Genomic DNA, 25,733 nt, shown 5'->3' on the forward strand with positions numbered 1-25,733 from the left:
TCCTGAACTTCTATTAACATATTCCATCACCTGAATTCTATTAGTTTAGAATTCAGTATGGACACTACTATGACACTTTAAACAGCGAAGAAGCAGTTTTTAATTAATGCTTCTTTATTGACAGCATGGTTTAGTGCTTGGCGAACTTTCACATTATTAAATGGTTCCTTTTCTACATTAAAGCCTAAGTATCCTACATTCATAGATGGTCTTTCAAAGATTTTCAAATCCTTTGTTTCCTTTACTTTTCCTACATCACTAGGATTTAAGCCATCAATTAAATCTAACTCTCCTTTAATTAAAGCATTTAACCGTGCCGAGTTATCCTCAATTACTTTGAAAATCACTTTATCTACTTTGGGAAGTCCTTTTTTCCAATAATCCTCGTTTTTCACAACCGTAATCGTATCATTTCGTTTCCAGCTTTCAAATTTGAAAGGACCTGTTCCAACGGGATTTTCTTTGTATTTATCTCCAAATTTCTCGATTGCTGCAGGACTTGAAATTGCAAATGGAGACATGGCTAAATTTTTCAGAAACGGTCCTTGTGGGCGACTTAATGTAAACTCTACTTTATGTTTATCAACAGCTTTCACTTCTTTAATAACTGCGCTTTCTTCTCCTTCAAATCCTCCAAACTGAGACTTATAGTAGGCGAATTGAGCTTCATCTTTACTTTTTGCCCATCTTTCAAAGTTTTTTACTACAGCCTCTGCATTAAAATCGGTTCCATCGTGAAATTTAATGCCTTCCTCTAGTTCAAATGTATAAGTCAACCCATCTTCTGAAATGTTCCACTTTTTTGCTAATCCTGGAACGATTTCGGTTGAATCTTTGTCAAAATCAACTATTGTTTCGAGAATTTGTTCCGTGACGATTAGGGATTCACCATCTGTTACAACAGCTGGGTCTAATTTATCCGCATCGCCGCCTTTACCGTATATTAATGTATTTCCCCCTTTGGATCCTCCGCTGTTTTTGCCATCTGTTTTAGATGATGTACAGCCTATAAGTGCAGCGGATAAAACTAATAATAATACTAGAGCACTTACTAACTTCTTTCTCACATCTTTTCCCCTCTTTCTGATCGTTCAATATATTGAACAATTTTCATTTATAATTACAAGCTGTCATTCAAAAAGATGACAAGCTACGTAATGACCATTCTTCACTTCTTTAAATGGCGGAAGCTCAGATGAACACGCTTTCATTACTTTGGGACAACGTGTATGAAATGGACATCCACTCGATGGTTTAGATGGACTTGGGACATCTCCTTCTAAAATCATTCGGTCGATGTGATGATCCACATCTGGAATAGGCACGGCTGATAAAAGTGCTTGAGTATATGGGTGCTTCGGGGATCGATATAATTTGTCACTTTCAGATAGTTCAACTATTCTTCCAAGGTACATAACCCCGACACGATCGCTTATATGACGAACAACCCCTAAATCATGCGCAATGAATAGATAAGTTAAATCAAAATCCTTTTGTAAATCCTGTAATAAATTTAATACTTGTGCTTGAATCGAAACATCTAAAGCAGATACAGGTTCATCTGCAATAATTAATTTCGGCTGAACAGCTAATGCTCTAGCGATTCCAATTCTTTGCCTCTGACCACCACTAAACTGATGGGGATATCGTTTTGCGTGAAAGCTGTTTAACCCGACAATTTCTAATAATTCATGCACTCGTTTCTTTCGATCTTGCTTATTTTTCATCCCATGAACGATTAGCGGTTCTTCTAAAATTTTCTCAACAGTATGTCGGGGATTCAATGAGGCGTATGGATCTTGAAAGACCATCTGCATTTCCTTTCTCATTTTCCTCATTTCTCTTTTGGATAATTCAGTTAATTCTTTCCCTTCAAAGAGGATCCTTCCCTCTGTCGGATCCAACAATCTAAGGATCATACGACCTGTTGTGGATTTTCCACATCCACTTTCCCCTACTAATCCTAATGTTTCTCCTTTTTGAATTTGAAAGCTCACACCGTCCACAGCTCGGACTTCTCCAATCTTTTTCCCAAAGATCCCACCATGAATAGGAAAGCTTTTTCGCAGATTATGTACTTGTAATAATGGCTCAGTCATTTATTTGTTCTCCCTCTTCAGTATATAACCAACATCTAACCTTTTGATTTTGCGAAACATTCGTTAATTTAGGTGTCTTTTCCAAACATTTTTGAATTGCATGGGTACAGCGTGGGGCGAAATGGCAGCCCTTTTGGATGGAACCAGGTTTCGGTACATTTCCCGGTATGGAGTATAGGCGGTCTATTTTATTTCTCATATCTGGTACTGATTTAATCAAACCAATCGTATAGGGATGTTTGGCATCTTTGAAAATTGTTCGGACATCCGCTTCCTCAACCACTTTGCCAGAATACATCACGATGATGCGATGGCACATCTCCGCTACAACTCCCAAATCATGGGTAATGAGCATAATTGCCGTATTTGTTTCCGAATTTAACTTTCTCATTAAATCAAGAATTTGTGCTTGTATGGTCACATCTAATGCCGTAGTAGGTTCATCAGCGATAAGTAATTCTGGTACACAAATCATAGCAATAGCAATCATCACTCTTTGCCTCATTCCCCCTGAAAGCTGGTGGGGATATTCCTTCATTAATTCTTCTGCTCGTGGCAATCCGACTTTTTTTAGCATTTCAATTGCTCGCAATTTCGCTTGTTTCTTCGTCAAACTTTTATTATGTATTTTTAGCACTTCTGATAATTGCTCCCCTATTGTAAAAACTGGGTTAAGACTTGTCATAGGTTCCTGAAAAATCATAGCGATTTCATTCCCCCGAAGTTTCCTCATTCTTTTCTCGCTTGCTGCTATTAAATTTTCACTATTGAATAAAATTTCCCCTTTAATTTCACTTGTGGCCTTTGGAATAAGACCTAATATCGAAAGTGAGGTCACACTTTTTCCACAGCCTGACTCTCCGACAATTCCTACTATCTCCCCTTTCGCAACTTGAAAATTCACCCCATTCACAACCGTTACTTTCCCATCATCTGTATGAAAGGAAGTTTGCAGATCCTTAATCTCCAATAATCGTTGAGCCATATCGTCACTCCTTTCCTAAGGGTGTTTACATTATTCTAAATGTTCTTTTTATATAATGTATTCAGAATTTTATCATTATTATTTTAATAATACAATACCATTTAAAGAAAAGTATGAGTATATTATCATAAATTAATATTTCCTATACGATAAAGTAAAACTTCGTCTCCCACTAAATGTTAGTTGATCTTATCACCTTTAGGGGCAGTTATCCCCTACCTATCTTCTTTGTTTCTAAATCATTTTGGGTGAAGTTTTACTGCCCGTTAAGGCGGGATAAAAGTCGAAAACCAAGACTTTTTCACTATATATTTTCACAAAATACCCTTCATTCTATTAATACTTTTAAGTTTCACTGCATTAAAATAGGTTGTTTAAAAGATTCCAAAAAAAGTAAAGTGCCGTTATTAGGCACTTTACGAATCTAATTGTTGCACTTGAAATAGTTGATAATAATGTCCTTCTTTTTCCATTAATTGTTGATGTGTTCCTATCTCCATTATTTCTCCATGTTCGATCAATACGATGCGATCGGCATGAGTAATGGTAGATAGTCTATGAGCCACGATAAAGGTTGTGCGATTAGAAGACAATTTTTCTAACGCTTCCTGAATCACATGTTCACTTTCAAGGTCTAGTGCGGATGTGGCCTCATCCAATATAAGGATAGGAGGATTTTTTAAAAAGACCCTTGCGATCGCGACACGCTGTTTTTGTCCTCCCGAAAGTTTCACTCCTCTTTCTCCCACTTTTGTATCATAGCCCTCTGGTAGATTCATAATAAATTCATGAGCATTGGCGGCTTTAGCAGCTGCGATCATTTCTTCCTCTGTTGCATCTGGCTTTCCTAATAATATATTTAATCGAACGGATTCACTAAATAAAATATTATCCTGCAAAACCATTCCAATATTGTCACGTAAGCTTCTAACCTTTAAATCCCGAATATCTGTCCCATCTAATAAGATTCGTCCCCTCGTTACATCATAGAAGCGAGGAACCAAACTGACGAGTGAGGATTTCCCCCCCCCACTCATTCCGACAAGAGCAATTGTTTCTCCTGGTTGTACATGGAGGGAAAGGTCTTTCAACACTTCTCTTTCTTTTTCATCATATGAAAAATGAACATGATCAAATACGAGTTCTCCCTTTACTTCTTTACACTGGATCGCATTCGGTTGATCAACGATATCATATTTTTCATCAATGAATTCAAACACACGGTCCATTGAGGCAACAGCCTGTGTTAGTGTTGTGGAAGAGTTCACTAATCTTCGAAGTGGGTCGTATAAGCGATCAACATAAGCAATGAAAGCTGCCATCGTCCCCACCGTTAAATTCCCATGGATTACTTGATATCCGGCATATGCAATGACAATAAGCGGTGCGATATCTGTAATCGTATTGACAACAGCAAAAGATTTCGCATTCCAGCGAGTATGAGTTAATGCTTTATCCAAAAAGTTAGAGTTTTGAGCATCAAACCGTTTTTGTTCATAATGTTCAATTGCAAAGCTCTTAATAACAGGCATTCCTTGAATTCTCTCATGAAGATAGCTTTGAACCTCGGCCAGGGCTTGGGAGCGATTCCTTGTCAATTTCCGAAGATTACCAAAAAAGTAACGAACAGATAGAGCATAAAACGGAAAGACAATAAGGGCAACTAAAGTTAACTTCACATTCATCGATAGCATAATCCCAATCGCAATCAAAATTGTAGCGGCATCTAACCAGACATTCATAAGACCTGTGATCACGAAATTCTTTGTTAATTCCACATCGTTAATCACACGAGAAATAATTTCACCTGCACGGTTATTCGAATAATATTTAAAGCTTAATTTTTGAATATGTGAAAATAATTGATCACGGATGTCATATAAAATTTTACTTCCTGTCCATTGAGCAAAGTATTGGCGATAATATTCAATAGGTGGACGGGCAAGTAAAAATATGGCGAACATCAATCCCGTCATTAAGAAAAGTTTTGTTGTTTTTTCCGATGAAGATAATGTATCACTTGCGACAACATCATCAATTACATATTTAATGAGCAATGGAATAAGCAATGGAATGGCGAACTTGATGATTCCAATTACTATTGTCGCGATAATCCTCCATTTATATGGCTGGACAAACTTCATATATCTTCTCATGCTTCCCATGACACTTCCCCCTTTCATAGAACAAAAGCGCATCAAGCGTACGGATTTCGTAGTCGCAGGCGAGATAAAGGAAACACAGCAAGTTCGTTCACGAGCCAATGTTGACTCATCGTAGGGAAGTGAGCTAAAAATACGCTAAGTAATGAAAAAGGCTGCCTCACAAAAGCCTGTCTTTTTGTTACAGACTTCAATGTGAGACAACCCTCTGCCCCTATCACGGTCAACATCTATGGGTTAAATATCTCTCATACCATGTGTCGATAAAATCAGGTGCAAACGGTCCTTTTCTTTGACGAATCCAACGAATTAATGTATCCACATTGCGCTTTAATATTTGATCAATTACCTCCGGATAACCCATTTGCTTTCGATGTTCTTCATACTCATCCTCATCTAAAAGATTAAATGTCATATCAGGAAAAACTTTAATGTCAAGATCGTAGTCAATGTATTTTAACGCTTCGTCATCATATACGAAAGGTGAGCTAATATTGCAATAATAATAAATCCCATCTTCACGAATCATTCCAATAATATTAAACCAATGCTCACCATGAAAAAACACAATCGCTGGCTCTCTTGTAACCCATGTCCTTCCATCTGATTCCGTAACAATTGTTCGGTCATTACCACCTATCACAAGATTCCGAGTACCTTTTAAGACAGTGGTTTCTTCCCAAACGCGATGAATATGACCATCATGCTTATAGCTATGAATTTGTATCGATTCACCTTCCGTGGGAATAGCCATGAATTTTCCCCTACTTTCATTAATAGTCTCAAGTAGACCACTCCTCTACTTGCTTTTCTTTATCTATTTTTATTTAAATAAAAATCGCTTCTCATTTTATTATTATAACGATTCAAGTGAAAAATTAAAACAAAAGAGCCATCTAAATATAAATGGCTCAAGATAATACACGATTTTGTTGTTGATAGGTGCGAATCACTTGGTCTGTTTGAGCTTCAAAAACTTGTTGAATTTCTTTTAATTCTTTTTTCATCTCATTAATTTCCTGTTTGATAGAATCCAGTTTTGCAAGATCATGCAATTTCATTAATTCTCCTTCTAATTCTTGACAACGTTCAATTTCGGATTGCAAGTATAATAACTTATCCATCGTTTTCATTTGCTCTAATACTAACTCATTAAATTGATTCAACACCTTCACCATCCTTTTTTCGATTCCCTCCTTTTACATTCTGTTTTTCTACTGAATATCCTTCATCTATTAATGTCAACTCCCCACCTGTTTTGTCGAAAGGATTTCTTAAGGAAATCACATGTTTTCTTTCCTTATTTTAAAAATCGGATGAGATACTTTCATTTTTTCCTTTATTCCAATATAATTTTTATTTAGAAAGAAAAAGGAGTCGTTTTGAATTATGTCAAACATAACTGATAAAATTACCTTTCAATCAAAAAATCGCGGACGTTTATTAGTAAAATGTCCTGATCAACCAGGGATTGTCGCAGCTATATCAAACTTTTTATTTGAACATCATTCAAATATTGTCGAATCACACCAATATTCGATGGACCCTAAAGGTGGTACCTTTTTTATTCGGATTGAGTTTGACTGCGAAAATTTAGAAGAACATGCCGCTTCTTTAGAAAAGGATTTCGAAAAATTGGCTGAATCATTTTCAATGGAGTGGAATTTCACCTATGTTCATAAGCTCAAAAAAACTGCGATCTTTGTTTCAAAGGAGCTTCACTGTCTATTAGAATTATTATGGGAATGGCAAAGTGGCGATCTTATGACCGATATCGCACTTGTTGTCAGTAATCATGAAGAAGCGAGAGATATAGTTGAGGCATTAGGAATTCCATTCTATTATATCCCTGCTAATAAAGATATCCGGCAAGAGGTAGAGGAAAAACAAATTCAATTACTAAAAGATCATCAAATTGATTTAATTATACTGGCACGTTATATGCAAATCTTAACCCCACATTTTGTTGAACAATTTCCAAAACAAATTATTAATATACATCATTCATTCTTACCTGCATTTATCGGGGCTAGACCATATGAACGCGCATATGAACGCGGGGTAAAATTAATTGGAGCCACAAGCCATTATGTTACGAATGATTTAGATGAAGGACCAATCATTGAACAAGATATTGCAAGGGTAAATCATCGCGACCAAGTACAGGACTTAAAGAAAATTGGCCGATCAATTGAAAGAAGGGTATTAGCCAAAGCGGTAAAATGGCATTTGGAAGATCGAGTGATTGTACATGGAAATAAGACTGTAGTATTCCAATAATTACAAATGCGTTGAAGGCTTACTGTGGACAACATCCTTAAAGGGTTATCCACAGTTTTTTCCTAATAAAAAAATCAGGCTGTTCAAAAAGCAGCCTGATTTTTTTATTCATTATTGTTGGTTAAAGTTATTGCTTGAAGCTTGTGCTTTACGAGCTTCTGCTTGAGCGTTTTGTTGTCTTACATGTTGTGCATCCGTTTCTGATGCAAATTCAGTTCCAAATTGGTTAGCTGCATTCGCTGCATTAGCAGCTGCTCCTTGTGCAGAACGCGCATTTTTTTGTCTTACCTCTTGTGCGTTTGTTTCTGATGCAAACTCAGTCCCGTATTGACCAGCTGCACCCTGTGCTTTTTGAGCAGATTGAGCATTTTGTTGTCTTACGTGTTGTGCATTTGTTTTGCTTTGATTATTAAATGCCATCATTATCACCTCCACGTCAATTAATTTGTCCAAGGAGGTGGTTTTTATCCAAAAGTTTTTTAACTTTTTTACACTAGAAGAGAGCGTCCGCCGTCGACGATAATTGTTTGTCCACGGATCATCGATGAATGGTCAGAGACTAAAAACATGACAGTATGTACAATATCCTCGATTTCGACCATACGGCCTGCCGGAGTATTTTCTTTCGCATCATTTAGAAGTTCTTCACGATTAGGAAAATGTTTCAAAGCCTCTGTATCAATCGCTCCACCTGAGACAGCATTTACAATAATATTTTTTGTTGAAAGTTCCACAGCTAAATATCTTGTTAACGCTTCAATTGCCGCTTTCGAAACCCCAACGGTTGTATAGTTTTCCAAATAACGAATGGCTCCAAGAGAACTGATACTGACAATAAAACCTCCGCCATTTCGTTCCATTAATTTCGCCGCTTCTTGTGCACAGAATAGCAAGGCTTTACTATTGATATTCATCGTCCAATCCCAATGTTTTTCTACAATTTCCATAATCGGTCTTTGTACACCTGATGCAGCATTACTAATAAATACATCAAGCCGTCCAAATGTTTCATCAATTTGATTAAACATATTCTTAATTTTTTCCATATCCCCGACATTCGCTTTAACAACCAGCACTTCTCTACCCATTTGTTTGATTTCTTCTGCTACCTCAAGTGCGGCCGTTTTGCTTCTGGCATAATTCACAACAATATTGTAACCTTCTTTTGCAAGTTGCAAAGCAATTGCCTTTCCAACTCCACGGCTACTTCCTGTTACTAATGCGACTTTTTGTGTCATAATCTTTCTTCCTTCCTTTTCCTGTTTAGAATAATAAATAGACATGTAAACTATGTTTAAGATCATATAGGTGGTGACATTATGTATGCTGGACGTGATATGACTGAATTATCAATGATGTCAAAAACAGATTGGAAACAAGATGAATTACAATATTTCCACCATGCCCTTCAACAAGTTGTTCCGTATTTGAATGTCGAAGGTCAAACGATCCACCGGGAAATTGTCGAGGAAATTACCCGTCGCGGTGGATTGAAATAACAGGCTAATTGTGGCAATCGGTATGTGACCGATTGCTACCCTCCCTATAATATCATTCACGCGTTTGATATTCCCGCCAAATTTTTTGATGTGAAACAGGAAAGGCAAATTCTATTAACCTTTCTTTATTCACTAATTTTAGACGAGTGGATTCTGTTATTTCCGACATCATTTCCCCTGCATATACATCAATATCCCAAACTAGGTGGGAAAAAACATGCTGAATTTTCGTAAAAACGCCTGTTTCTATTTTAGCATCAATTCCATACTCGTCCTGAAGAAAATTCATCATTTGCTCTTTCGGCGAGAGAAGTTCACTTAACTCTGCATTTGGAAACTCCCAAAGGTTTGCTAACAGCCCTGTTTCATCTCGTTTATGGATCAAAAATTCCCCTTCTTTTTTCAAAACAATGGCGAATAAGTGTAAGTGTCGAACCTTTTTCTTTCTTGTTTTGACTGGCAATTCAGTTTGGACTCCCTCCTGAAATGCACAACAATGATCTCGAACTGGACATAATAAACAAGATGGAGAAGTAGGGGTACAAATTAATGCTCCTAATTCCATTAAAGCCTGATTAAAAGAGGATGGGTCTTGTTCATATATCAGTTTCCGCACAGCCTCTTCAAATATTTTTCGTGAAGAAGGCTTAGCGATATCATCCCAAATCGATAAAATTCTTGAAATAACACGCATCACATTCCCGTCTACTGCTGGTTCAGGTTGGTTGTAAGCAATGCTTAAAACCGCTCCGGCCGTATAAGGCCCTACCCCCTTTAACGTTGAAATCGTCTGTAATGTATCTGGAACTTTACTTCCATACCTCTCCTTCACTTCCTTCACAGCAGAATGAAGATTGCGTACACGAGAGTAATACCCTAATCCTTCCCATATTTTTAATACTTCTTCATCTTCTGCCTTAGCAAATGTATCGATAGTAGGGTATTTTTCCATAAAGCGCTCGTAATAGGGGATGACTGTATCTACCCTTGTTTGTTGTAGCATCACTTCAGACACCCATATTTTATAAGGATCTTTGCTTTTTCTCCATGGTAAATCTCTTTTTTCTTTTTCATACCATCCCACAAGATCTTGCTGAAAGGATTCGATCTGCAGATGTTCTATGTTTGGTATTTTCATTTGCTTCACATTGAACCTCCATGTTATTTTCGCGTTCCGATTGGGAATAATATTTTAATACATTGTCCTTATAGCATAACATTGAATTGCCCCTTGCTCATCATCTAAAAGTTCATGGAGTCTGCCAAAGATTGGATGTTTTTTTGACATGCGAATTTTCTTTAAAGCATGGAAATGGGATACGGTTGGGATCTTAAAAAATTCCCAATATTCATCATTAAATAACGTATCTTTTTGAAACTTGATATTTTCGACCCCGAACTTTTGCAACTCTTTCATCATAGAATGGACGACGAGTTCATATTCTCTCTTGGCACATGCTTTTATTTTGTATTGAATCATCATTTGTAACGAGTTATTCATTGCTTTTCATCCTTTTTTACCATATTATTTCTATAAGTATAAAGTTCAACTTATTGGACCTTAGAGGTTCTATTGCCCGTTAAGGCGGGATAAATTTCAGAATAAGGGGGGGGAATCGTTTGGATACTGGTACTCATTTAGTTATGGGGTTTGCACTAGGTGGTTTAGCTACATTGGACCCCATTGTAGCTGAGAACTCTTCAACTGCCTACGCTGTCTTGGTGGCCACTATTTTAGGCTCACAGGCACCTGATGTCGACACGGTATTGAAATTACGAAATAATGCCGTTTATATACGTAACCATAGAGGAGTTACCCATTCTATTCCCGCGGTTCTCCTTTGGCCTTTGCTTATATTTATTGTTTTAACCCCGTTTTTCCCTGATGCAAATAGGCTACATTTATGGATTTGGACACAAATAGCTGTTTTCCTTCATGTTTTTGTCGACATATTTAATGCCTATGGCACACAAGCATTGCGACCTTTTTCGTCAAAATGGATTGCATTAGGAATGATTAATACATTTGATCCCTTTATCTTTGCAATTCATGTGATTGGTCTCATATTTTGGCTATTAGGGGCAGACCCTGGAATTACCTTCTTAATCATTTATATCATCCTAGTTGGATATTACATTTTACGATTTCTTATGCAGAGAGCGATACGTTCGCGGGTTCATCATTTAATTCCTGACGCGGAGGAAATTATCATTGCTCCAACGATGAGAACGACACAGTGGCGAATTGCGGTAAAATCAAAAGACTATTTCTACGTGGCTAGAGGCTTCCGTCGTTCTGTCACCGTATTGGACAAATTTAAAAGAATTCCTGTTCCAGATTCGCCTTTATTTAACCAAGCAAAAACGGACAAAAATTTAGCCGCATTTCTTTCCTTTTCACCTGTTTATCGATGGGAAATGGCGGAATATAACGACTGCTATGAAGTAAAATTTATCGATTTACGTTATCGAAATAATGGCTATTATCCTTTTGTTGCAGTTGTCCAATTAGATTTTGACTATCATATTATTGGGTCCTATACAGGGTGGATTTTCAGCGAAGAGAAGTTACGCAAAAAATTAACTTTCGCCCCAGGATCAAACTAAAAAAAGTGGAAAGACGTGATTATCGTTTTTCCACTTTTTTATTGTTTTAGAAATGAGAAAACCCTTCATCTCAGTCTAAACTTAAGAAATCCATACACCGATGAACAGGCACTTTTGCTTTTGTTTTTAATGAATGGTTTTATCGTTAAGCAAATGAGAATATTTTGGGTTTTTTGCAGCAAATTCATGTAAACGATCTCCATAATTTTGAATGAGCTGCCTGACCACTTTTTCGGTCATTTCCATCCCTTGATATTGCTTTCCAGCCTTTGCATATGTAGACTCAAAATCCTCCCAAAGTAATTCCACCCATGTTCTCGCTCGTTCGTAAGTTAATTGTTGGTTCTTGTGCATTAACTCCTTAGCTAATGTATGAAAAGTTTCTTCCATATTCATTCACACCTTTTCCATATATTAAATCAAGTTGTTCATGATAATGTACGATTGTTCGATTCATACTATAAACGCGAGGTTCCATTTCTCGCGAGAAATAAAGAGGAGGGTTTTACATGGTCCGTAATAAAGCGAAAGGGTTCCCGAATCAGAACAATAATAAGTTTGAAGGAGAACCGCGTGCTAAAGCTGAATATGCATCAAGAAGAGCGAACGGAACAATTAATACACATCCTCAAGAACGAATGAGAGCCTCTAATCAACGTGAAGACGACACATTCATTTAAGTGAAGGTTCAATTTGCGAAAAATATTCATTAGGAGTGGATCACCGTGGGAAAAGCAAAAAATAATGGCACAAGGGATATTTACACAAGTCCGTTTAATAAAGCTTGGTTTCGTGCAAAACATGCTCATTCTCAAGTGAATGGTGAAACTCAAAAATCGCAAAATTTGATCATCCTTGAAAATGAAACGAGAAAACGGTCATAATCATTTGCTTACAAGGGGAGATTATTCCCCTTGTGACTCTAATCGTAATAAAGAGATTGGGATGGCTTCTTCTCGCCCTGGGGTTTTTAATCTATGCCCCCAGGCAAACACTCCGTTCAAATAATCCACTTTAAAGGAGTCTGCCTCATCACCGATTATTTCGTAAGTTTCACCCGGTTTAAAATCTTGTGGATTTAATAAATATGCCTCTGCCATTGTCGCTTTTCTTTCTAACACAGCAAATTCATTTACAATTCCAAGTTGTTCAGCTTTTCTTGCCTTTTCCTTTAATGTAGCAATTTCTGTTTTTAATTCAGATACGGTCATCTCACTATATCGTCTTTCAAAATTCATTCGTTGTACACCTCTTTTCAAATTAAGTATAAGTGAAACAATTCAATGAAGGAAAGAGAAAAGAAAACACAGCACCGCTATAATAGTTAATCCCCTTCCGTATTTCTAATGAAGCGAATTCCCTTTTCAATTTGGTCAAATGAAAAGCCTTTCCTGTACAAATATTGCTTTATCTTCATTTCAAGTTCAAAGCCTGAAAAACGAGTATATTTCCTTTTTGCCTTTTCCAATTGATACAGAAGAACTTCCCAGTCATCTTCTTTGGTCTCGACCTTTATTTGTGTAATAACTCCCCAGGAATAACCTTTTCTTCTCAATGATTGTTCGGCCTTCTTTTTTATTTGAACGGCTGATTCATTTCGATTCTTCAATGCGATTTTTTGGACAATCTTCTCCGCTTTTTCTAGTTGTAACTCCTCAGGAAATATGGATAAATGTTTATCTATTAAATCATCCTGGATCCCCTTTTCCTTTAACTCCTTCGTTATTAATTCAGTCCCTTTATCAGTAGTATTCATTTGTGTTTTTACATAAGCTTCGGTAAATTCATCATCATTTAAGTAATTTAATTCATAAAGCCGATCAATAACTGCTTGAATGATAGCCTCCTCTACTTCTATTTTACGCAAATAGTTTCTTACTTCTTGTTCCGATCTCATTCTTCTTGATAAATAATGAATCGCCTTATTAACGCTCTTTCTCAAATCATCCGCTATTTGAAATTCCTGTATTTCGTGATGAGATACATCCTTCCCTTTTTTTAATTGGAAGCGAGTAAGCACTGCTTCATCGACACTAAAAGCATACTCATCATTCAGGAAAATATTATATCTTTCTTTGTTTTTTTGTTGAACGGAAATCTTTGTTATGATTGGCATTTTCCCTTCACCTCTCACTCCTAATTTAACATAATGCCAAATGTTTGGTCAGTCTATCGTTCATATTTAGCTTAAATACCTGAATGTTTTCTTTATTTAAAGGGGAAAATAGTAAAGATTTATAAATTTTGGAAAGGCTAGGTGTTCACGTATGAAGAAGAAAAAACTAGACAATATGAAAAAAGGGACATTGTCAAGTTATCAAGAAGTTACATATTCTAGAGAATTCAAAATGGCGGATCGTGCAGGTGGATATATTAGCAAAAAAGGACAATAAGAAGGAGATTATTCCCTGTACTATTTTTTCAAAATTTGATCAAGATATAATTGAAGGGGATTTCCCTTTTATTATGTCATTGAAAGGGGTAATAGTAATGGGTCGTGCAAAAAAACAAAAAACACGTGATAAAAATAAAGCAACATTACCTCAAGTTCCTAAAGGTTTAAAATCAGATGGCTATGATGAAGAATTCTCGCAAGAATTAGCAGACGCAGCTGATCTAGAAGCTCAAGCACGCGCAAATGCTGCCAATCAACGCGTACAAACGAATAGAAAACGTAAGAAAAAATAACGGAATTCTAAGGGAAAAGCACTTTGCTTTTCCCTTTTTGTGAATAAAGTTATAAACAGGATGTTAGTAATGTGAGCAATATTTAGAATAGATTGAATACCAAGTCTTTAATACCACTAAATTGTGGATGTATTTTTTATAATTTCCATATAATTCTGTGGATAATGTGGATAGATTTGTGTAAATGTTCAGAAAAGTCTTATATTACTCACCTTCCTTCATATTAAAAGAGATGTGTACAACTTTTTTGTAACAAAAAGCAAAACAAACCCATGTTGAAGTCTGTTTTGCCAAATTGTTTATTTCTCATCTATTAATTTTCCTTTAAATAAACGTTTCTTTTTAAAGGAAATTTGTAATTCTGAACTCATTTTCTCTAAAAAACTTTCCTCACGTTTCGTTACGAGCGAAATGACCGTTCCTTTTGCTCCCATTCTACCTGTTCTTCCAGATCGATGAATATATTGATTCGATTTACTCGGAAAATCCACATGGAACACATGAGTAATCTCCGCAATATCTAACCCTCTTGCCGCAACATCCGTTGTCAATAATAAAGAAATCTCCCCGGTTCGAAACTTCTTAAGAGCCTGCTCCCGTTCTTTTTTCTTGGCCTCACTTCCTAATATTTCAAGTGAGATCCCCTTGTATTTCAATTTTGATTCTAATTCAAATAGCTTGTCCGTATTTTTTATAAAAGCAAGAGCTTTCATATCCGATGTGTGTAAAATTTTCCGCAAAACATCTACTTTATCTCGCTGTTCACAAACAACATACAAATGTTCTACATTATTGCTCGAATCCTCTCGGTTAATTTTCACCCATTTTGGATCTTTCATCCACTCATTAGCAAATTGCTTTGTTTTTTCTGAAATCGTAGCAGAGAAAAATAATAATTGTCTTTCTTTTAATGTACTTTTAATAATATTTGTAATATGTTGGATATGCTCTTGTTCAATTAACATGTCAAACTCATCTACGACAATCGTTTTGACCTCATGCATTTTCAGTTTTTTCATTTTGATTAATTCCATTATTCGACCCGTTGTTCCGACAATAATTTGTGGTTTTTTCTTTAATTTTTCCACTTGTTTCTTAATATTTGCCCCACCGATTAAAGAAGTACTTACTATGCCAGAACCTTTTGTCCATTTTCTAATTTCCTCGGCAATTTGCATTACTAGTTCCCGTGAAGGGGCTAAAATAACCACCTGTAAACCTTTTTTCTGCTCATCAATTTGATTCAATATAGGCAGTAGATAAGCTATGGTTTTTCCAGTTCCAGTCGGTGATTCACAAATAACATCTTCACCCTCCATAATAATTGGAACGGCCTGTTTTTGAACGGGTGTTGGTTCCGCAAATGAAGATTCTTTCCAAGCTTCCTGGATAAAAGGTTTCAATATTTGTAAAGTGGTCCAACTGGTTTTCTGATTTGTATCCATAATTTATTTCCTTTCTTTATGAAAAAATTTCATGTAATCTACTTCTTTTTAGTGTACTACAAAAAAGAACGGAATAGCCATTTATTCCGTTCTTTCCATAAGATCCTCTATCGAATTAAACTTTAAAAATGGATGTAACCTTTTGGAGCTCCTCAGCCATTTTTGTTAAGCTTTCGGCAGCGGCTGATATTTCTTGCATCGTTGCTAGCTGTTCTTCAGATGAGGCAGCAATACTCTGTGTATGGTCATTCGTTTGTCTTGAAATTTCCTCAATGCTATCAACAGATGCTGAAACCTCTTCAGAACTTGCAAACATTTGCTCAGTTGTAGCCGATATTTCTTGAATTTGGGCTTCCCCTTTTTCAGTTGCCTCAACAATTTGTTGGAAATAATCCCCGGATAATTTTACTGCTTTAAGGCCTTTTGTGACTTCTACATTGATTTGGTTCATTGCTTCTACAGAGGTCGCAGAAGATGTTTGAATCCCTTGCACAAGTTGCGAGACTTTATTGGATGATTGGGAAGTTTGCTCCGCTAGTTTTCGAATTTCCTCCGCCACAACAGCAAATCCTTTCCCATGCTCCCCTGCCCGAGCTGCTTCAATGGATGCATTTAAAGCAAGTAAATTAGTTTGGTCTGCGATATTTAAAATCATCGTGACAATATTATTAATTTCCTTAGAGCTTTGTTCCAATAGCTGGATGGTTTTAATAGACTGTTGAACGGTTGTGTCAATTGTCCCCATTTGATGGACAGCTTGTTGAATAACTTCATTTCCTTTCTCAGCTTGTTTCACTGTCTCATTAGATGCTTGGACAACCGCATGGGCAGCTTCAGCCATTCTTTGAATCCCTTTGGAGTTTTCCTCTGTAGCTTTTGCCGTTTCACTCGTACTAACCATCTGATTTTCCATTCCATTGGCCACTTCTTGAATGGCGGTTGCAATTTGAGTTGTGGCAGTAGAAGACTGATCGGCGCTTGCGGATAATTCTTCCGATGCAGCTGTTAATTCTTGAGTTGTTCCTGAAATATTCCCCATTATTCTCCTTAAATCAGTAATCATTTGGTTGATAGCACCTGCTAATTGACCAACTTCATCTTTTGTATGAATGTTAGATATTTCGGTTAAATCTCCTTCAGATACTTTAAGTGTCAAGCTATTCAATTCTTTTAATGGCTTTGTAATGGAGGTGATAATAAAATAGCTTAAGATTGCCGAAAATAGTAGTGCTATTCCAAGACTAATCATCATCACCCTATTAGAAACTATTGCTCTCTTTTGTGCTTGTCGTTCAGCATCTATCGCGTACTGCTCATTTAAATCACTAAACTTTTGAATATCACTCGCAAGTATCTCCATGCGGGGTTTAATCTTCTCATAAGCAGTATATGCTTCCTCCTGTTTATTCTTTAATGCAAGTTCGATTACTCGATTTCGTTCTTCACGGAATCGTTGTAAATTTTCCATAAAGCGATCATAAATTTGCTTTTCTTCACGATCTAAATGAGTAGTAGAAAGTTCCTTCAAAAGTTGATTATTTTCTTCCGACATTTTCTTAATTCTTGTCGATAAGATTTCCTCTTTCTTTTCAGGATCCGTTTGTAAGATCAACTCGAAGACGCCTCCCTCAATTGTATGAAGGTTTGATTGAACTGTTATAACATCACCTATAGGAATTAAGTTCTCATTGTACATTTCATTTAAGCTTTCGTTTGCTCTGTTTACATTTCGATCTCCGAGAAACCAAACGATTCCCATTGCCATGAGTAAGATCAATACTAATAATGTTAGTTTCTTGACAATCTTTAAATCATAAAACTTCCGCATTTTCTCCCCTCCTGCATTCCCTAAAGTCATAGTAAATAATACCTATTATACCATATATTTATAACACATTAATATCAAATAGAGATGGATGATAGCGGTATCAGGAGGGAATTATGGCTATTTTGTGACACTTTTTCTCTCAGATTCAAAGTTTTAAGAAGAGTAGAATGTATATACTTAAATTGGAAGCTAATCATTAGCTCCAATTACTGTTGTCTATGTCGTGGAAAATATTGATATTCCACTTTTACATTTGCTGAAATAGCCATTTCCCCTGGTTGAATCGGAGTGGCACTACTTTTGAATAACTGCACTGATTGATATGGAACAGGGCGATTAGATAATTCCTCAATCTTCAATGGAGTGGGATTTAAGACGGCATCTATCGTTTGGGAAATGACTATTGCTTTTTGGTGTGCTTCTTCAATCGCTTTTTTTAATGCATTTTGATAATATCTTTCTGGATGAGAGACACTAAATTGAATATTGGAAACTGATGTTGCTCCATTGGCTATCGCTTGATCAATAACTGGTCCGATTAGCGCTATATCTGATACATTAACTTGGAGTTGATGGATGACTCGATAACCTATAAAATGTTGTTGACCGTTTTCAAAATCGTAAACAGGTTCAATACGAAATTCAGTCGTTTTTATTTTTTCATTTGCAATTCCTAGTTGCAAAATAGCTGAAATAACAGCAGACGTTGTTTCTGCATTTCTTTTTTGAATATCCGTTACATTTTTTCCTTCTGTCACGATTCCAATGTTAATTTGAACTTGATCTGGTGTGACAAAAATCGTATAGTCTCCGTTAACATGCAATTTTTTTATCTGTGTAGGCCGATGACGGGTGGTCATCTAACAACACCTCCTCTTTTACAATCTTTATAATCTATTCGCCAATGTCTAGTTTTGTGTGAAGTGGTCATAATAATGTTGTGCGAAGAAAAATGAAATCATTAATAATTGGAAGTATCCCCCAAAAATGTGACGAAAAAGTGATTTTTCATGCATGTCACTGAATATTCATAAATATTTCTTTTTTTATATTCCCTATGTAAAGCGGTTTCATCCCATTTCATATCATTTTGGCATTAATTCCATCTAATTATTGTATTGATTCGAACGATTAAAAAACTATAAAATATACTTAGATAAACAAAAATTCTCAAAATTCATACAGTGGTGGGGATAATTTATGACAATCACACAAGAATTGAATCAAAAGGAAATGAAATTGGCGAAAAACTACGTAAATAACGTTTATGAGAAAGTAACAAACCGTAATCCAGGAGAAAACGAGTTTCACCAAGCAGTTAAAGAAATATTAGATTCACTCGTACCTGTATTGGCTAAATATCCAAAATATATGGAAAACTCCATTTTAGAAAGACTTGTTGAACCAGAAAGATTGATTATTTTTAGAGTTCCTTGGATAGATGATCAAGGGAAAATTCAAGTCAATCGTGGGTATCGAGTTCAATTTAATAGTGCTATCGGTCCTTACAAAGGTGGACTTCGTTTCCATCCTTCTGTAAACAGCAGTATTATTAAATTTTTAGGTTTTGAACAAATTTTCAAAAATGCCCTAACTGCCCAACCTATTGGGGGAGGTAAAGGTGGATCAGACTTTGACCCTAAAGGGAAATCCGATAACGAAATTATGCGATTCACTCAAAGCTTCATGACAGAGCTTTCTAAATATATTGGTCCTGATATAGATGTCCCTGCAGGTGATATTGGTGTCGGTGCAAGAGAAATTGGGTATTTATTCGGACAGTATAAGAGAATTCGCGGTGGATATGAAGCTGGTGTTCTTACAGGAAAAGGAATCGGTTATGGTGGAAGCTTAACTAGAACGGAAGCAACAGGATATGGTGTTGTATACTTCGTAAATGAAATGTTAAAGGATCAGGGTGAGAGCTTTGATGGAAGCACAGTGATCGTGTCAGGATCAGGGAATGTTTCCATTTATGCGATTGAAAAAGCTACACAATTAGGTGCAAAGGTAATTGCTTGTAGTGATTCCAATGGCTATATATATGATGAAGACGGACTTGACTTGGAAACAATCAAAAGACTAAAAGAAGTTGAAAGAAAAAGAATTAGTGAATATGTAAAAGAACATCCTAATGCCGAGTATTATGAAGGTTGTTCAGGTATTTGGAGCATTCCATGTGATATTGCACTTCCATGTGCGACACAAAATGAAATTAATGAAGAAGCAGCGAAAATCCTCGTTGCCAATGGAGTAAAAGCAGTTGGTGAAGGGGCAAATATGCCATCTACACTTGATGCTATTGAAATCTTCCTAAATAGTCATGTCTTATTCGGACCAGCTAAAGCGGCAAATGCTGGTGGTGTAGCAGTTTCTGCATTAGAAATGTCACAAAATAGCATGAGACTTGCTTGGACATTTGAAGAGGTAGATGCGAAATTACATGTCATTATGGAAAATATCTACAAAAACAGTATGAATGCTGCAGCAGAATTCGGTCATCCAGGTAATCTTGTTGTCGGTGCAAACATTGCCGGATTTAGAAAAGTAGCAGATGCCATGATTGCCCAAGGTGTAATTTAATAGTTATGAAAGGAAGCAATCGGTGAAATCAGCCGATTGCTTTTTTTAACTGAGTCCTTTTTCCCTTGGTATTATTCAACAAAAATGCCCAGAGTATTCTCCCTGAGCGCTATTGTTTAGTTTTTAACTTCTCATCTTTATATCTTCTCTATTTCGAACAGTTAACCATGGTCGATCCTCTTCCCAATGCACTTTCACTGAAAGATTAAATGCTTGGGACAGTATCTCATCATTTAGAATTTCTTTTTTCAGACCAGATGCAAAAATTTCTCCATCTTTTAATAGTAAAATATGTGTAATTTCCTTAGAAATTTCTTCTATATGATGGGTAACATACAGTAAATAAGAGTTTTTAACGATTTCCTTTAAAAGAGAAAGAATTTCTTCCCTTGAAACAATATCTAAACCAGTACATGGCTCATCCAGAATCATAATTTTGGGATCCCCCATTAAGGATCTCGCTATAAGGACTCTTCGCTTCTCCCCTTGTGATAATAGATGGTAAGGCTTCCCTTTTAAGTAGGTCAGACGAAAACGATCCAAAAGACGGTCTGCCTTCTCCCACTCGGCTTTTGTCACAACTTCATACAATCCGATGGAAGCAAATTTTCCACTTACAACAATTTCCTCAACCGTTTCAAATTTCAGGGATGAATCAAATCGTTCCAATGAACTGCTGACAAACCCTATTTCCTTTCGCAACTCCAGTAAATTGGTTTTTCCAAATGAACGATCAAGAACAATGACCTCACCTTTTGTCGGGAATTGATATCCAGTCACAATATTAAGAAGAGATGTTTTTCCTGAACCATTCAGTCCTAAGATCCCCCATTGTTCCTGATGATGAACCTCCCAATTGAAATCCCTCAAAATCGTCTGACCATTTCTTTGCCAATTTACCCCTTTTAATGAAAGAATTTTCCCCATATCCAACACTTCGCTTTCGGTATGATGGAAGTATTTTAACAAATTCCGATTTTATTTGAAAGAATTTTCCGAATTCAAATAAAATATTTAGGAGTGGAAATTTTCATAAAACACAATATCATTCTTTGAAAGCATTTTCTTCGGTTTTGGCTGTTCCTTTGGATATCCAAGACCTAAAATTGCCATAATACGACGATCTTCCGGAATGGACAGTGCTTCTCTTACAATATCCTCACGCTTTTTCGACTCCACTTGGTCTTCTGAATGATAGATCGCCCCAAAAGCTGCCCCTAATCCTAGACTAACTGCTGTAAGCCAAATATAGCCACTAGCGATTGATGCATCTTGTAACCAATATTTGCTTATACCTGGTTGCCCTGTAATCACTATAGCAGCCGCTGAATTCTCTAACCATGGAACAAAAGGGGTTGCCTTTGATAATTCATTCAATTTCTGCTTATTCGTAACTACAATAAACTCACGTGAGGGCAAATTATTTCCAGTTGGGGAATAATACGCTGCCTCCACGACTTTTTCAAGAATATCATTAGAAATTTCCTTCCGTAAAAATTGTGTAATCTCCCGTCTCGATTGAATGGCCTCTAGAACATTCATGATAATGCCTCCTTCATTGCAAAATTTTTATTAATTCCGATAAAAATTATATGCATTATCAGATTAATAAATCTATTCCACCTTGTCAATTATTATCATGATTATTCCACATTAAATGGAATAATCAACATAAAAAGTCAGGCCCTCCCATCGAAAGCAGCCTGACTTTATTACTATTATTCTACTACTCTTCTTACAACGCCTGTAAAAGTCCCCTTCCAATAGCGATTACTTAAAGAGTCAATGGAAACCCCATGGGAAGTATTATCGTTAAGAAATTTTCCATTTCCTAAGTAAATTCCGACATGTCCGTTCGTTTTATACGTATTGAAGAAAATTAAGTCTCCCCGTTTCATTTGAGAGGCACTAACAGCTCGTCCTCTACGAACTAATGAATCTGTATTTGTTCCAGTAATACTACCTAAATTTACTCCTGCTGATGCATAAGCCCAACGAACAAATGAAGAACAATCAAATAAGCGATTTTGAATGTCACGATTTGTTCGTCCTCCACCCCATTTATAAGGAGAACGTCCTACAATAGAAGAACCTACTTGAATGGCCACTTCAACCGAATTTGATCCTTGATAAACCACTTCTGATGAAGGAGGGTTACTAGTATGGTTTGTTGTACTGTTCGTTGCATTATTATTCGCGGTGCTGTTGGATTCATTACCGTTTGAAGTGTTATTGTTTACATTCGTATTATTATTCTCCACTGCTTTCACTAATTTTTGAGCTGCTATTCGTTCCTTTTCCTGTTGGACTTGTGCTTCTTTTTCTTGCTGTGCTAATGCCGCTTTTTGGTCTTCTAAACTTCCAAGCTCACCCTTCGCATTTTCTTGTTGTTCTTTCAGACTAGCTAATAAACTATTTTTATCCGCAATTTGGTAGTTTAATTGTTCTTTTAACTCTTCTAATTTTGCAAGTGATTTCTGAATTTCTGCAAGTTTTTGATTTAATGCCTGTTCAGATTTCTCCAATGTCTCTTGATCTTTTTTATGTTCTTGAAGAATATTGCGGTCTGCTTGAACAAATGTTGAGACGGCAACAACACGATCAAATAAATCTCCTAGACTTTCCGCTTCTACTACTGCTGTTATATAATTCATGGATCCTCCATCATTTAATTGGATAGATCTCGCACGATTTTTTAATAATTTCTTTCGTTCTTGAATTGAATGTTTTGTCAGCTTAATTTTTTCCTTTAATGTTCCCATTTCTTGTTTTGCTTGCTTAATTTCGTTCGTTGTTGTTTCAATATTACGAGTAGTTTCCTTGACTTTGGAATTGATTTTCGTAATAGTCGCTTCCATTTCTTTACTTTTAACATCAAGTTGAGAAATTTCTTTCTTCTTATCATCGATATTAGACTGTACTTCTTGTTTCTTATTTTGTATTTCCTGTTGTTGGGCTGCTTCCGTATTTAGTGGTATAAAACTGCTCATTCCAATAACCGTTGCGATACTTAATGAAAAAATTTTTTTCTTCAACTCTACTTTTCCTCCTAAATTCCGATCAAATATGTATATTAAAATCTTTTATTTATAACATATGCTTTATCGACAATTATCTACATTATTATATATGTTTACCATCATCCCCATTATACCCATTATTTTCTTCTTCTTGGACAACGTTTCTTTTACATTTATATTTCATAATTGTTACAAAAATCGACTAAATCCAACCTATTTCCTTGTATTTTGCCTAATCATTTCTTTCAGTAACTTTACAAGTACTTTAAAAATGGTTCATAATATTCTTATAAAGTGAAACTTCATTCAGTGGTAGTTTTACTGCCCGTTAAGATGGGGGAAATAATCGCAAGGGGGGAGTTTTTTTCATGAGAGGAATTGTCCAAAATAAAGCTCGGCAAGTATCGGAAGAAAAAGCGCTACAGTTTTTAAAAGAGGGGAAAGTAGCCCATGTGGCAACGGTTGGGGATGACGGTTATCCGTATGTCATTCCATTAGTATACATATATGAACAAGGTGATAAACTATTTCTTCATATTGGGAATTTACGGGAAAGCCATTTTCGTCATAATATCGAACAGAACGAGAAAATATGTATTGAAGTAAGTGAAATGGGAGACTTGATTCCTGGGAAACGCTATGCTTGTCAATCTGCTCTTGTTTATATGAGTGTCGTCTTGTTTGGGAATATTCGACTCATTGAGGATGACAAGAAAAAAGAATGGTTCTTTGACCGTTTACTCGAAAAATACGGAAATCCTGAGTGGTCATTTGAAAAATCGGGTTATCCAGCGCTTCATAAAATACAATTATTCGAAGTCTCAATTGAACAGATAACTGGAAAATTAAATGAAGGATTTACTCATTAATCGATGCCTTTCACATTTCATTAACGAAATATGGGAATTTCCGCAAAAAATCTATTGAAAATACCTTTCATTCGTTGTAAAATATTAAGACTATTAGATGAAAGGGTGACCATAGGGCGATGAAAAACTAATCCTGTTTTCAAAACATTTTCGAATAACGAAGTTCGTTTTTGAATGGGATTAGTCTATAGTTTTTTAAAGAATCGATCATATGTGGTGCAGTTTCTCTGTGCTTCCCTATGGTTTTTTAGACGACTCCTATCCAAAAACGGGTGGGAGTTTTTTGCTTTTGCCCATAATAATTAAAAGCAAGACTGAAGAAAAGGAGAAGTATATGTCACAATTATTTAGTAATCGTTTTGTCAAAGCAATCTTTCTCTCTGCATTATTTCTGCAAGTGGGAATTTGGGTTCGAAATTTTGCGATTCTATTATTTATCATGGAACAGACGAATGGAAATGCATTGGCGGTTTCGATGATATCTGTTGCTGAATTTGCCCCGATTTTTATTTTTTCTTTTATTGGTGGTACCTTCGCAGACCGCTGGCGTCCAAAGAGAACAATGGTTTGGTGTGATATTTTAAGCGCGGCCTCTGTGTTTGCAGTATTAATCACTCTTATTTTTGGCTCTTGGAAGATTATCTTTTTTGCCACGCTAATTTCATCGATTTTATCACAGTTTTCGCAGCCATCTGGATTGAAATTGTTCAAAATGCATTTACAACCTGAGTTAATACAATCCGCTATGTCAGTCTACCAAACGATCTTCGCCATTTTTATGGTATTAGGTCCTGTACTTGGAACGTTCATTTTCCAACAATTTGGGATTAATATGTCGATCGCGATTACGGGTATCGCTTTTCTTCTTTCGGCTGTCATGCTTACCTTTATTCCACCCGACCAACAAATGGAAAAGGGAAAACAAACCACTTCTTTGCTTGAGGAAATGAAAAGTGGGATCCGTTATGTCCTTTCAAAGAAAGAATTAAAACTACTTGGAATTTGCTTCATGGCGGCAGGGCTTGCTATCGGGTTAATCCAACCCCTTACTATTTTTCTCGTAACAGAGAGATTACATTTAGCGAAGGAAAGCTTACAGTGGTTATTAATGGTGAATGGAATTGGGATGATTCTAGGTGGTGCGGTGTCCATGATGTTCTCTAAATCTGTTCCACCACAAAAGTTATTAGTGGCTGGTATGTTAGCAAATGCAATAGGTTTGAGTATTGTCGGATTTTCGACCAATCTACCTTTAACGCTTGGTGCAGAGTTTATAAATGGATTATTTTTTCCTTGTATTCAAATCGGGATCAATACGATGATTCTCCAAAATACAAAGTCAGAATTCATCGGAAGGGTAAACGGTACTTTAAGCCCGCTTTTTACAGGCTCAATGGTGTTAACGATGAGTATTGCTGGTATTCTAAAAGGGATGTTCTCAATTATTATTATATTTGAATTAGCAGCTGTTCTATTTGTGATCGGTCTTCTCTTTATTTTGCCAATTTATAATATGAAGTTTTCAGAGCCGGTAGGAGAAATGGGATCGAATGAAAAATCGTAAGCAATAAATTGGATAAAGGTGCTGTCTCAAAAGTCCATTTTAATATGAATTTTGCCCAAATTAAAAACCCAAGAATGTTGATATGACAGCATTCTTGGGTTTTG

Annotated in this window: 30 protein-coding genes; 10 read left to right on the forward strand and 20 right to left on the reverse strand. The window is 36.2% G+C overall.

Annotation, left to right across the window (positions count from 1 at the left end):
- Positions 1-77: 77 nt before the first annotated feature.
- The 7 genes from J2S13_RS11780 to J2S13_RS11810 all read right to left on the reverse strand — a co-directional run bounded on the left by J2S13_RS11780 (position 78) and on the right by J2S13_RS11810 (position 6,533).
- Positions 78-1,067 carry an ABC transporter substrate-binding protein gene (locus J2S13_RS11780; RefSeq protein ID WP_307257964.1) on the reverse strand — a complete coding sequence of 330 codons (990 nt, stop codon included), beginning with the start codon at positions 1,065-1,067 and terminating at the stop codon, positions 78-80.
- A gap of 63 nt (positions 1,068-1,130) precedes the next feature.
- Positions 1,131-2,099 (reverse strand): ABC transporter ATP-binding protein, encoded by a 969-nt coding sequence (locus J2S13_RS11785; protein WP_307257965.1) that lies wholly within the window; start codon positions 2,097-2,099, stop codon positions 1,131-1,133.
- Complete coding sequence (locus tag J2S13_RS11790; RefSeq protein ID WP_307257966.1) at positions 2,092-3,084, reverse strand: ABC transporter ATP-binding protein; 993 nt, start codon at positions 3,082-3,084, stop codon at positions 2,092-2,094. The genes J2S13_RS11785 and J2S13_RS11790 overlap by 8 nt, the downstream gene beginning before the upstream one ends.
- A gap of 416 nt (positions 3,085-3,500) precedes the next feature.
- Complete coding sequence (locus J2S13_RS11795; protein ID WP_307257967.1) at positions 3,501-5,249, reverse strand: ABC transporter ATP-binding protein; 1,749 nt, start codon at positions 5,247-5,249, stop codon at positions 3,501-3,503.
- A 220-nt stretch (positions 5,250-5,469) separates the two neighbouring features.
- On the reverse strand, positions 5,470-6,000 hold the full coding sequence (ntdP, locus tag J2S13_RS11800; RefSeq protein WP_307257968.1) for a nucleoside tri-diphosphate phosphatase: 531 nt from the start codon (positions 5,998-6,000) through the stop codon (positions 5,470-5,472).
- A gap of 157 nt (positions 6,001-6,157) precedes the next feature.
- The gene (locus J2S13_RS11805) at positions 6,158-6,412 is read right to left on the reverse strand and encodes a YgaB family protein (RefSeq protein ID WP_307257969.1); all 255 of its coding nucleotides are present in this window, start codon (positions 6,410-6,412) and stop codon (positions 6,158-6,160) included.
- Entirely contained in the window at positions 6,399-6,533 is a 135-nt protein-coding gene (locus J2S13_RS11810; RefSeq protein ID WP_307257970.1) for a hypothetical protein, read from the reverse strand. The genes J2S13_RS11805 and J2S13_RS11810 overlap by 14 nt, the downstream gene beginning before the upstream one ends.
- Positions 6,534-6,635: 102 nt before the next feature.
- Here J2S13_RS11810 and purU point away from each other — a divergent pair, with 102 nt between their 5' ends.
- Positions 6,636-7,526, forward strand: a complete 891-nt coding sequence (purU, locus tag J2S13_RS11815; RefSeq protein WP_307257971.1) for a formyltetrahydrofolate deformylase — start codon at positions 6,636-6,638, stop codon at positions 7,524-7,526.
- Positions 7,527-7,637: 111 nt separating this feature from the next.
- Here the strand turns inward: purU and J2S13_RS11820 are convergent, their stop codons facing one another.
- A complete protein-coding gene (locus J2S13_RS11820; protein WP_370874029.1) occupies positions 7,638-7,949 on the reverse strand; it encodes a gamma-type small acid-soluble spore protein in 312 nt (103 codons plus the stop codon).
- 65 nt (positions 7,950-8,014) lie between these two features.
- Entirely contained in the window at positions 8,015-8,764 is a 750-nt protein-coding gene (gene fabL, locus J2S13_RS11825) for an enoyl-[acyl-carrier-protein] reductase FabL (protein ID WP_307257973.1), read from the reverse strand.
- Positions 8,765-8,845: 81 nt separating this feature from the next.
- Between fabL and yfhS the strand changes: the two genes are divergently transcribed.
- A complete protein-coding gene (gene yfhS / locus J2S13_RS11830) occupies positions 8,846-9,025 on the forward strand; it encodes a mother cell protein YfhS (protein WP_307257974.1) in 180 nt (59 codons plus the stop codon).
- Between the two features lie 52 nt (positions 9,026-9,077).
- Here the strand turns inward: yfhS and mutY are convergent, their stop codons facing one another.
- Together mutY and J2S13_RS11840 are read right to left on the reverse strand one after the other, a co-directional pair.
- Positions 9,078-10,163, reverse strand: coding sequence for an A/G-specific adenine glycosylase (gene mutY, locus J2S13_RS11835; RefSeq protein WP_307258004.1), 1,086 nt, complete (start codon positions 10,161-10,163; stop codon positions 9,078-9,080).
- Between the two features lie 54 nt (positions 10,164-10,217).
- Complete coding sequence (locus J2S13_RS11840; RefSeq protein WP_307257975.1) at positions 10,218-10,526, reverse strand: hypothetical protein; 309 nt, start codon at positions 10,524-10,526, stop codon at positions 10,218-10,220.
- A gap of 119 nt (positions 10,527-10,645) precedes the next feature.
- Between J2S13_RS11840 and J2S13_RS11845 the strand changes: the two genes are divergently transcribed.
- On the forward strand, positions 10,646-11,632 hold the full coding sequence (locus J2S13_RS11845; protein ID WP_307257976.1) for a metal-dependent hydrolase: 987 nt from the start codon (positions 10,646-10,648) through the stop codon (positions 11,630-11,632).
- Between the two features lie 126 nt (positions 11,633-11,758).
- Here J2S13_RS11845 and J2S13_RS11850 read toward each other — a convergent pair whose 3' ends face one another.
- Positions 11,759-12,022 carry a YfhJ family protein gene (locus tag J2S13_RS11850; RefSeq protein ID WP_307257977.1) on the reverse strand — a complete coding sequence of 88 codons (264 nt, stop codon included), beginning with the start codon at positions 12,020-12,022 and terminating at the stop codon, positions 11,759-11,761.
- A gap of 119 nt (positions 12,023-12,141) precedes the next feature.
- Between J2S13_RS11850 and J2S13_RS11855 the strand changes: the two genes are divergently transcribed.
- Both J2S13_RS11855 and J2S13_RS11860 read left to right on the forward strand, forming a co-directional pair.
- A complete protein-coding gene (locus tag J2S13_RS11855) occupies positions 12,142-12,312 on the forward strand; it encodes a small, acid-soluble spore protein K (RefSeq protein ID WP_307257978.1) in 171 nt (56 codons plus the stop codon).
- 45 nt (positions 12,313-12,357) lie between these two features.
- Positions 12,358-12,516, forward strand: a complete 159-nt coding sequence (locus tag J2S13_RS11860) for a YpzG family protein (RefSeq protein ID WP_307257979.1) — start codon at positions 12,358-12,360, stop codon at positions 12,514-12,516.
- 21 nt (positions 12,517-12,537) lie between these two features.
- Here J2S13_RS11860 and J2S13_RS11865 read toward each other — a convergent pair whose 3' ends face one another.
- Positions 12,538-12,870: a YfhH family protein gene (locus tag J2S13_RS11865; RefSeq protein WP_307257980.1), complete on the reverse strand. Its 333-nt coding sequence runs from the start codon at positions 12,868-12,870 to the stop codon at positions 12,538-12,540.
- A gap of 86 nt (positions 12,871-12,956) precedes the next feature.
- A complete protein-coding gene (gene recX / locus J2S13_RS11870) occupies positions 12,957-13,748 on the reverse strand; it encodes a recombination regulator RecX (protein ID WP_307257981.1) in 792 nt (263 codons plus the stop codon).
- 151 nt (positions 13,749-13,899) lie between these two features.
- Between recX and J2S13_RS11875 the strand changes: the two genes are divergently transcribed.
- Entirely contained in the window at positions 13,900-14,025 is a 126-nt protein-coding gene (locus J2S13_RS11875; RefSeq protein ID WP_307257982.1) for a YfhE family protein, read from the forward strand.
- 97 nt (positions 14,026-14,122) lie between these two features.
- A complete protein-coding gene (locus tag J2S13_RS11880) occupies positions 14,123-14,320 on the forward strand; it encodes a YfhD family protein (protein WP_307257983.1) in 198 nt (65 codons plus the stop codon).
- A gap of 299 nt (positions 14,321-14,619) precedes the next feature.
- Here J2S13_RS11880 and J2S13_RS11885 read toward each other — a convergent pair whose 3' ends face one another.
- The 3 genes from J2S13_RS11885 to J2S13_RS11895 all read right to left on the reverse strand — a co-directional run bounded on the left by J2S13_RS11885 (position 14,620) and on the right by J2S13_RS11895 (position 18,453).
- Entirely contained in the window at positions 14,620-15,765 is a 1,146-nt protein-coding gene (locus tag J2S13_RS11885; RefSeq protein ID WP_307257984.1) for a DEAD/DEAH box helicase, read from the reverse strand.
- Positions 15,766-15,880: 115 nt separating this feature from the next.
- Positions 15,881-17,593 (reverse strand): methyl-accepting chemotaxis protein, encoded by a 1,713-nt coding sequence (locus J2S13_RS11890; protein WP_307257985.1) that lies wholly within the window; start codon positions 17,591-17,593, stop codon positions 15,881-15,883.
- A 206-nt stretch (positions 17,594-17,799) separates the two neighbouring features.
- A complete protein-coding gene (locus tag J2S13_RS11895) occupies positions 17,800-18,453 on the reverse strand; it encodes an SIMPL domain-containing protein (RefSeq protein ID WP_307257986.1) in 654 nt (217 codons plus the stop codon).
- A 340-nt stretch (positions 18,454-18,793) separates the two neighbouring features.
- On the opposite strand from J2S13_RS11895, the gene gdhA reads away from it, so the two are divergent.
- The gene (gene gdhA / locus J2S13_RS11900; protein ID WP_307257988.1) at positions 18,794-20,176 is read left to right on the forward strand and encodes an NADP-specific glutamate dehydrogenase; all 1,383 of its coding nucleotides are present in this window, start codon (positions 18,794-18,796) and stop codon (positions 20,174-20,176) included.
- Between the two features lie 123 nt (positions 20,177-20,299).
- On the opposite strand, the gene J2S13_RS11905 is transcribed toward gdhA, so the two are convergent.
- From J2S13_RS11905 to J2S13_RS11915, 3 genes are all read right to left on the reverse strand, one after another.
- The gene (locus tag J2S13_RS11905) at positions 20,300-21,103 is read right to left on the reverse strand and encodes an ABC transporter ATP-binding protein (RefSeq protein ID WP_307257989.1); all 804 of its coding nucleotides are present in this window, start codon (positions 21,101-21,103) and stop codon (positions 20,300-20,302) included.
- 87 nt (positions 21,104-21,190) lie between these two features.
- Positions 21,191-21,718, reverse strand: a complete 528-nt coding sequence (locus tag J2S13_RS11910; protein ID WP_307257991.1) for a nitroreductase family protein — start codon at positions 21,716-21,718, stop codon at positions 21,191-21,193.
- Positions 21,719-21,894: 176 nt separating this feature from the next.
- Entirely contained in the window at positions 21,895-23,211 is a 1,317-nt protein-coding gene (locus J2S13_RS11915) for a C40 family peptidase (protein WP_307257992.1), read from the reverse strand.
- 353 nt (positions 23,212-23,564) lie between these two features.
- Between J2S13_RS11915 and J2S13_RS11920 the strand changes: the two genes are divergently transcribed.
- Together J2S13_RS11920 and J2S13_RS11925 are read left to right on the forward strand one after the other, a co-directional pair.
- The gene (locus tag J2S13_RS11920; protein WP_307257993.1) at positions 23,565-24,065 is read left to right on the forward strand and encodes a pyridoxamine 5'-phosphate oxidase family protein; all 501 of its coding nucleotides are present in this window, start codon (positions 23,565-23,567) and stop codon (positions 24,063-24,065) included.
- A gap of 334 nt (positions 24,066-24,399) precedes the next feature.
- The gene (locus J2S13_RS11925; RefSeq protein ID WP_307257994.1) at positions 24,400-25,629 is read left to right on the forward strand and encodes an MFS transporter; all 1,230 of its coding nucleotides are present in this window, start codon (positions 24,400-24,402) and stop codon (positions 25,627-25,629) included.
- The last annotated feature ends 104 nt before the right edge of the window (positions 25,630-25,733 follow it).

The organism is Oikeobacillus pervagus (assembly GCF_030813365.1).
Lineage (GTDB): Bacteria > Bacillota > Bacilli > Bacillales > DSM-23947 > Oikeobacillus > Oikeobacillus pervagus.

Excerpts from the sequence above, each read along its gene's own strand:
- J2S13_RS11785 (WP_307257965.1), bottom strand. The coding sequence starts at position 2,099 with ATGACTGAGCCATTATTACAAGTACATAATCTGCGAAAAAGCTTTCCT.
- J2S13_RS11790 (WP_307257966.1), bottom strand. The coding sequence starts at position 3,084 with ATGGCTCAACGATTATTGGAGATTAAGGATCTGCAAACTTCCTTTCAT.
- J2S13_RS11795 (WP_307257967.1), bottom strand. The coding sequence starts at position 5,249 with ATGGGAAGCATGAGAAGATATATGAAGTTTGTCCAGCCATATAAATGG.
- ntdP (WP_307257968.1), bottom strand. The coding sequence starts at position 6,000 with ATGGCTATTCCCACGGAAGGTGAATCGATACAAATTCATAGCTATAAG.
- purU (WP_307257971.1), top strand. The coding sequence starts at position 6,636 with ATGTCAAACATAACTGATAAAATTACCTTTCAATCAAAAAATCGCGGA.
- J2S13_RS11820 (WP_370874029.1), bottom strand. The coding sequence starts at position 7,949 with ATGATGGCATTTAATAATCAAAGCAAAACAAATGCACAACACGTAAGA.
- fabL (WP_307257973.1), bottom strand. The coding sequence starts at position 8,764 with ATGACACAAAAAGTCGCATTAGTAACAGGAAGTAGCCGTGGAGTTGGA.
- yfhS (WP_307257974.1), top strand. The coding sequence starts at position 8,846 with ATGTATGCTGGACGTGATATGACTGAATTATCAATGATGTCAAAAACA.
- mutY (WP_307258004.1), bottom strand. The coding sequence starts at position 10,163 with ATGAAAATACCAAACATAGAACATCTGCAGATCGAATCCTTTCAGCAA.
- J2S13_RS11840 (WP_307257975.1), bottom strand. The coding sequence starts at position 10,526 with ATGAATAACTCGTTACAAATGATGATTCAATACAAAATAAAAGCATGT.
- J2S13_RS11850 (WP_307257977.1), bottom strand. The coding sequence starts at position 12,022 with ATGGAAGAAACTTTTCATACATTAGCTAAGGAGTTAATGCACAAGAAC.
- J2S13_RS11855 (WP_307257978.1), top strand. The coding sequence starts at position 12,142 with ATGGTCCGTAATAAAGCGAAAGGGTTCCCGAATCAGAACAATAATAAG.
- J2S13_RS11865 (WP_307257980.1), bottom strand. The coding sequence starts at position 12,870 with ATGAATTTTGAAAGACGATATAGTGAGATGACCGTATCTGAATTAAAA.
- recX (WP_307257981.1), bottom strand. The coding sequence starts at position 13,748 with ATGCCAATCATAACAAAGATTTCCGTTCAACAAAAAAACAAAGAAAGA.
- J2S13_RS11875 (WP_307257982.1), top strand. The coding sequence starts at position 13,900 with ATGAAGAAGAAAAAACTAGACAATATGAAAAAAGGGACATTGTCAAGT.
- J2S13_RS11880 (WP_307257983.1), top strand. The coding sequence starts at position 14,123 with ATGGGTCGTGCAAAAAAACAAAAAACACGTGATAAAAATAAAGCAACA.
- J2S13_RS11885 (WP_307257984.1), bottom strand. The coding sequence starts at position 15,765 with ATGGATACAAATCAGAAAACCAGTTGGACCACTTTACAAATATTGAAA.
- J2S13_RS11890 (WP_307257985.1), bottom strand. The coding sequence starts at position 17,593 with ATGCGGAAGTTTTATGATTTAAAGATTGTCAAGAAACTAACATTATTA.
- J2S13_RS11895 (WP_307257986.1), bottom strand. The coding sequence starts at position 18,453 with ATGACCACCCGTCATCGGCCTACACAGATAAAAAAATTGCATGTTAAC.
- gdhA (WP_307257988.1), top strand. The coding sequence starts at position 18,794 with ATGACAATCACACAAGAATTGAATCAAAAGGAAATGAAATTGGCGAAA.
- J2S13_RS11905 (WP_307257989.1), bottom strand. The coding sequence starts at position 21,103 with ATGGGGAAAATTCTTTCATTAAAAGGGGTAAATTGGCAAAGAAATGGT.
- J2S13_RS11910 (WP_307257991.1), bottom strand. The coding sequence starts at position 21,718 with ATGAATGTTCTAGAGGCCATTCAATCGAGACGGGAGATTACACAATTT.
- J2S13_RS11920 (WP_307257993.1), top strand. The coding sequence starts at position 23,565 with ATGAGAGGAATTGTCCAAAATAAAGCTCGGCAAGTATCGGAAGAAAAA.
- J2S13_RS11925 (WP_307257994.1), top strand. The coding sequence starts at position 24,400 with ATGTCACAATTATTTAGTAATCGTTTTGTCAAAGCAATCTTTCTCTCT.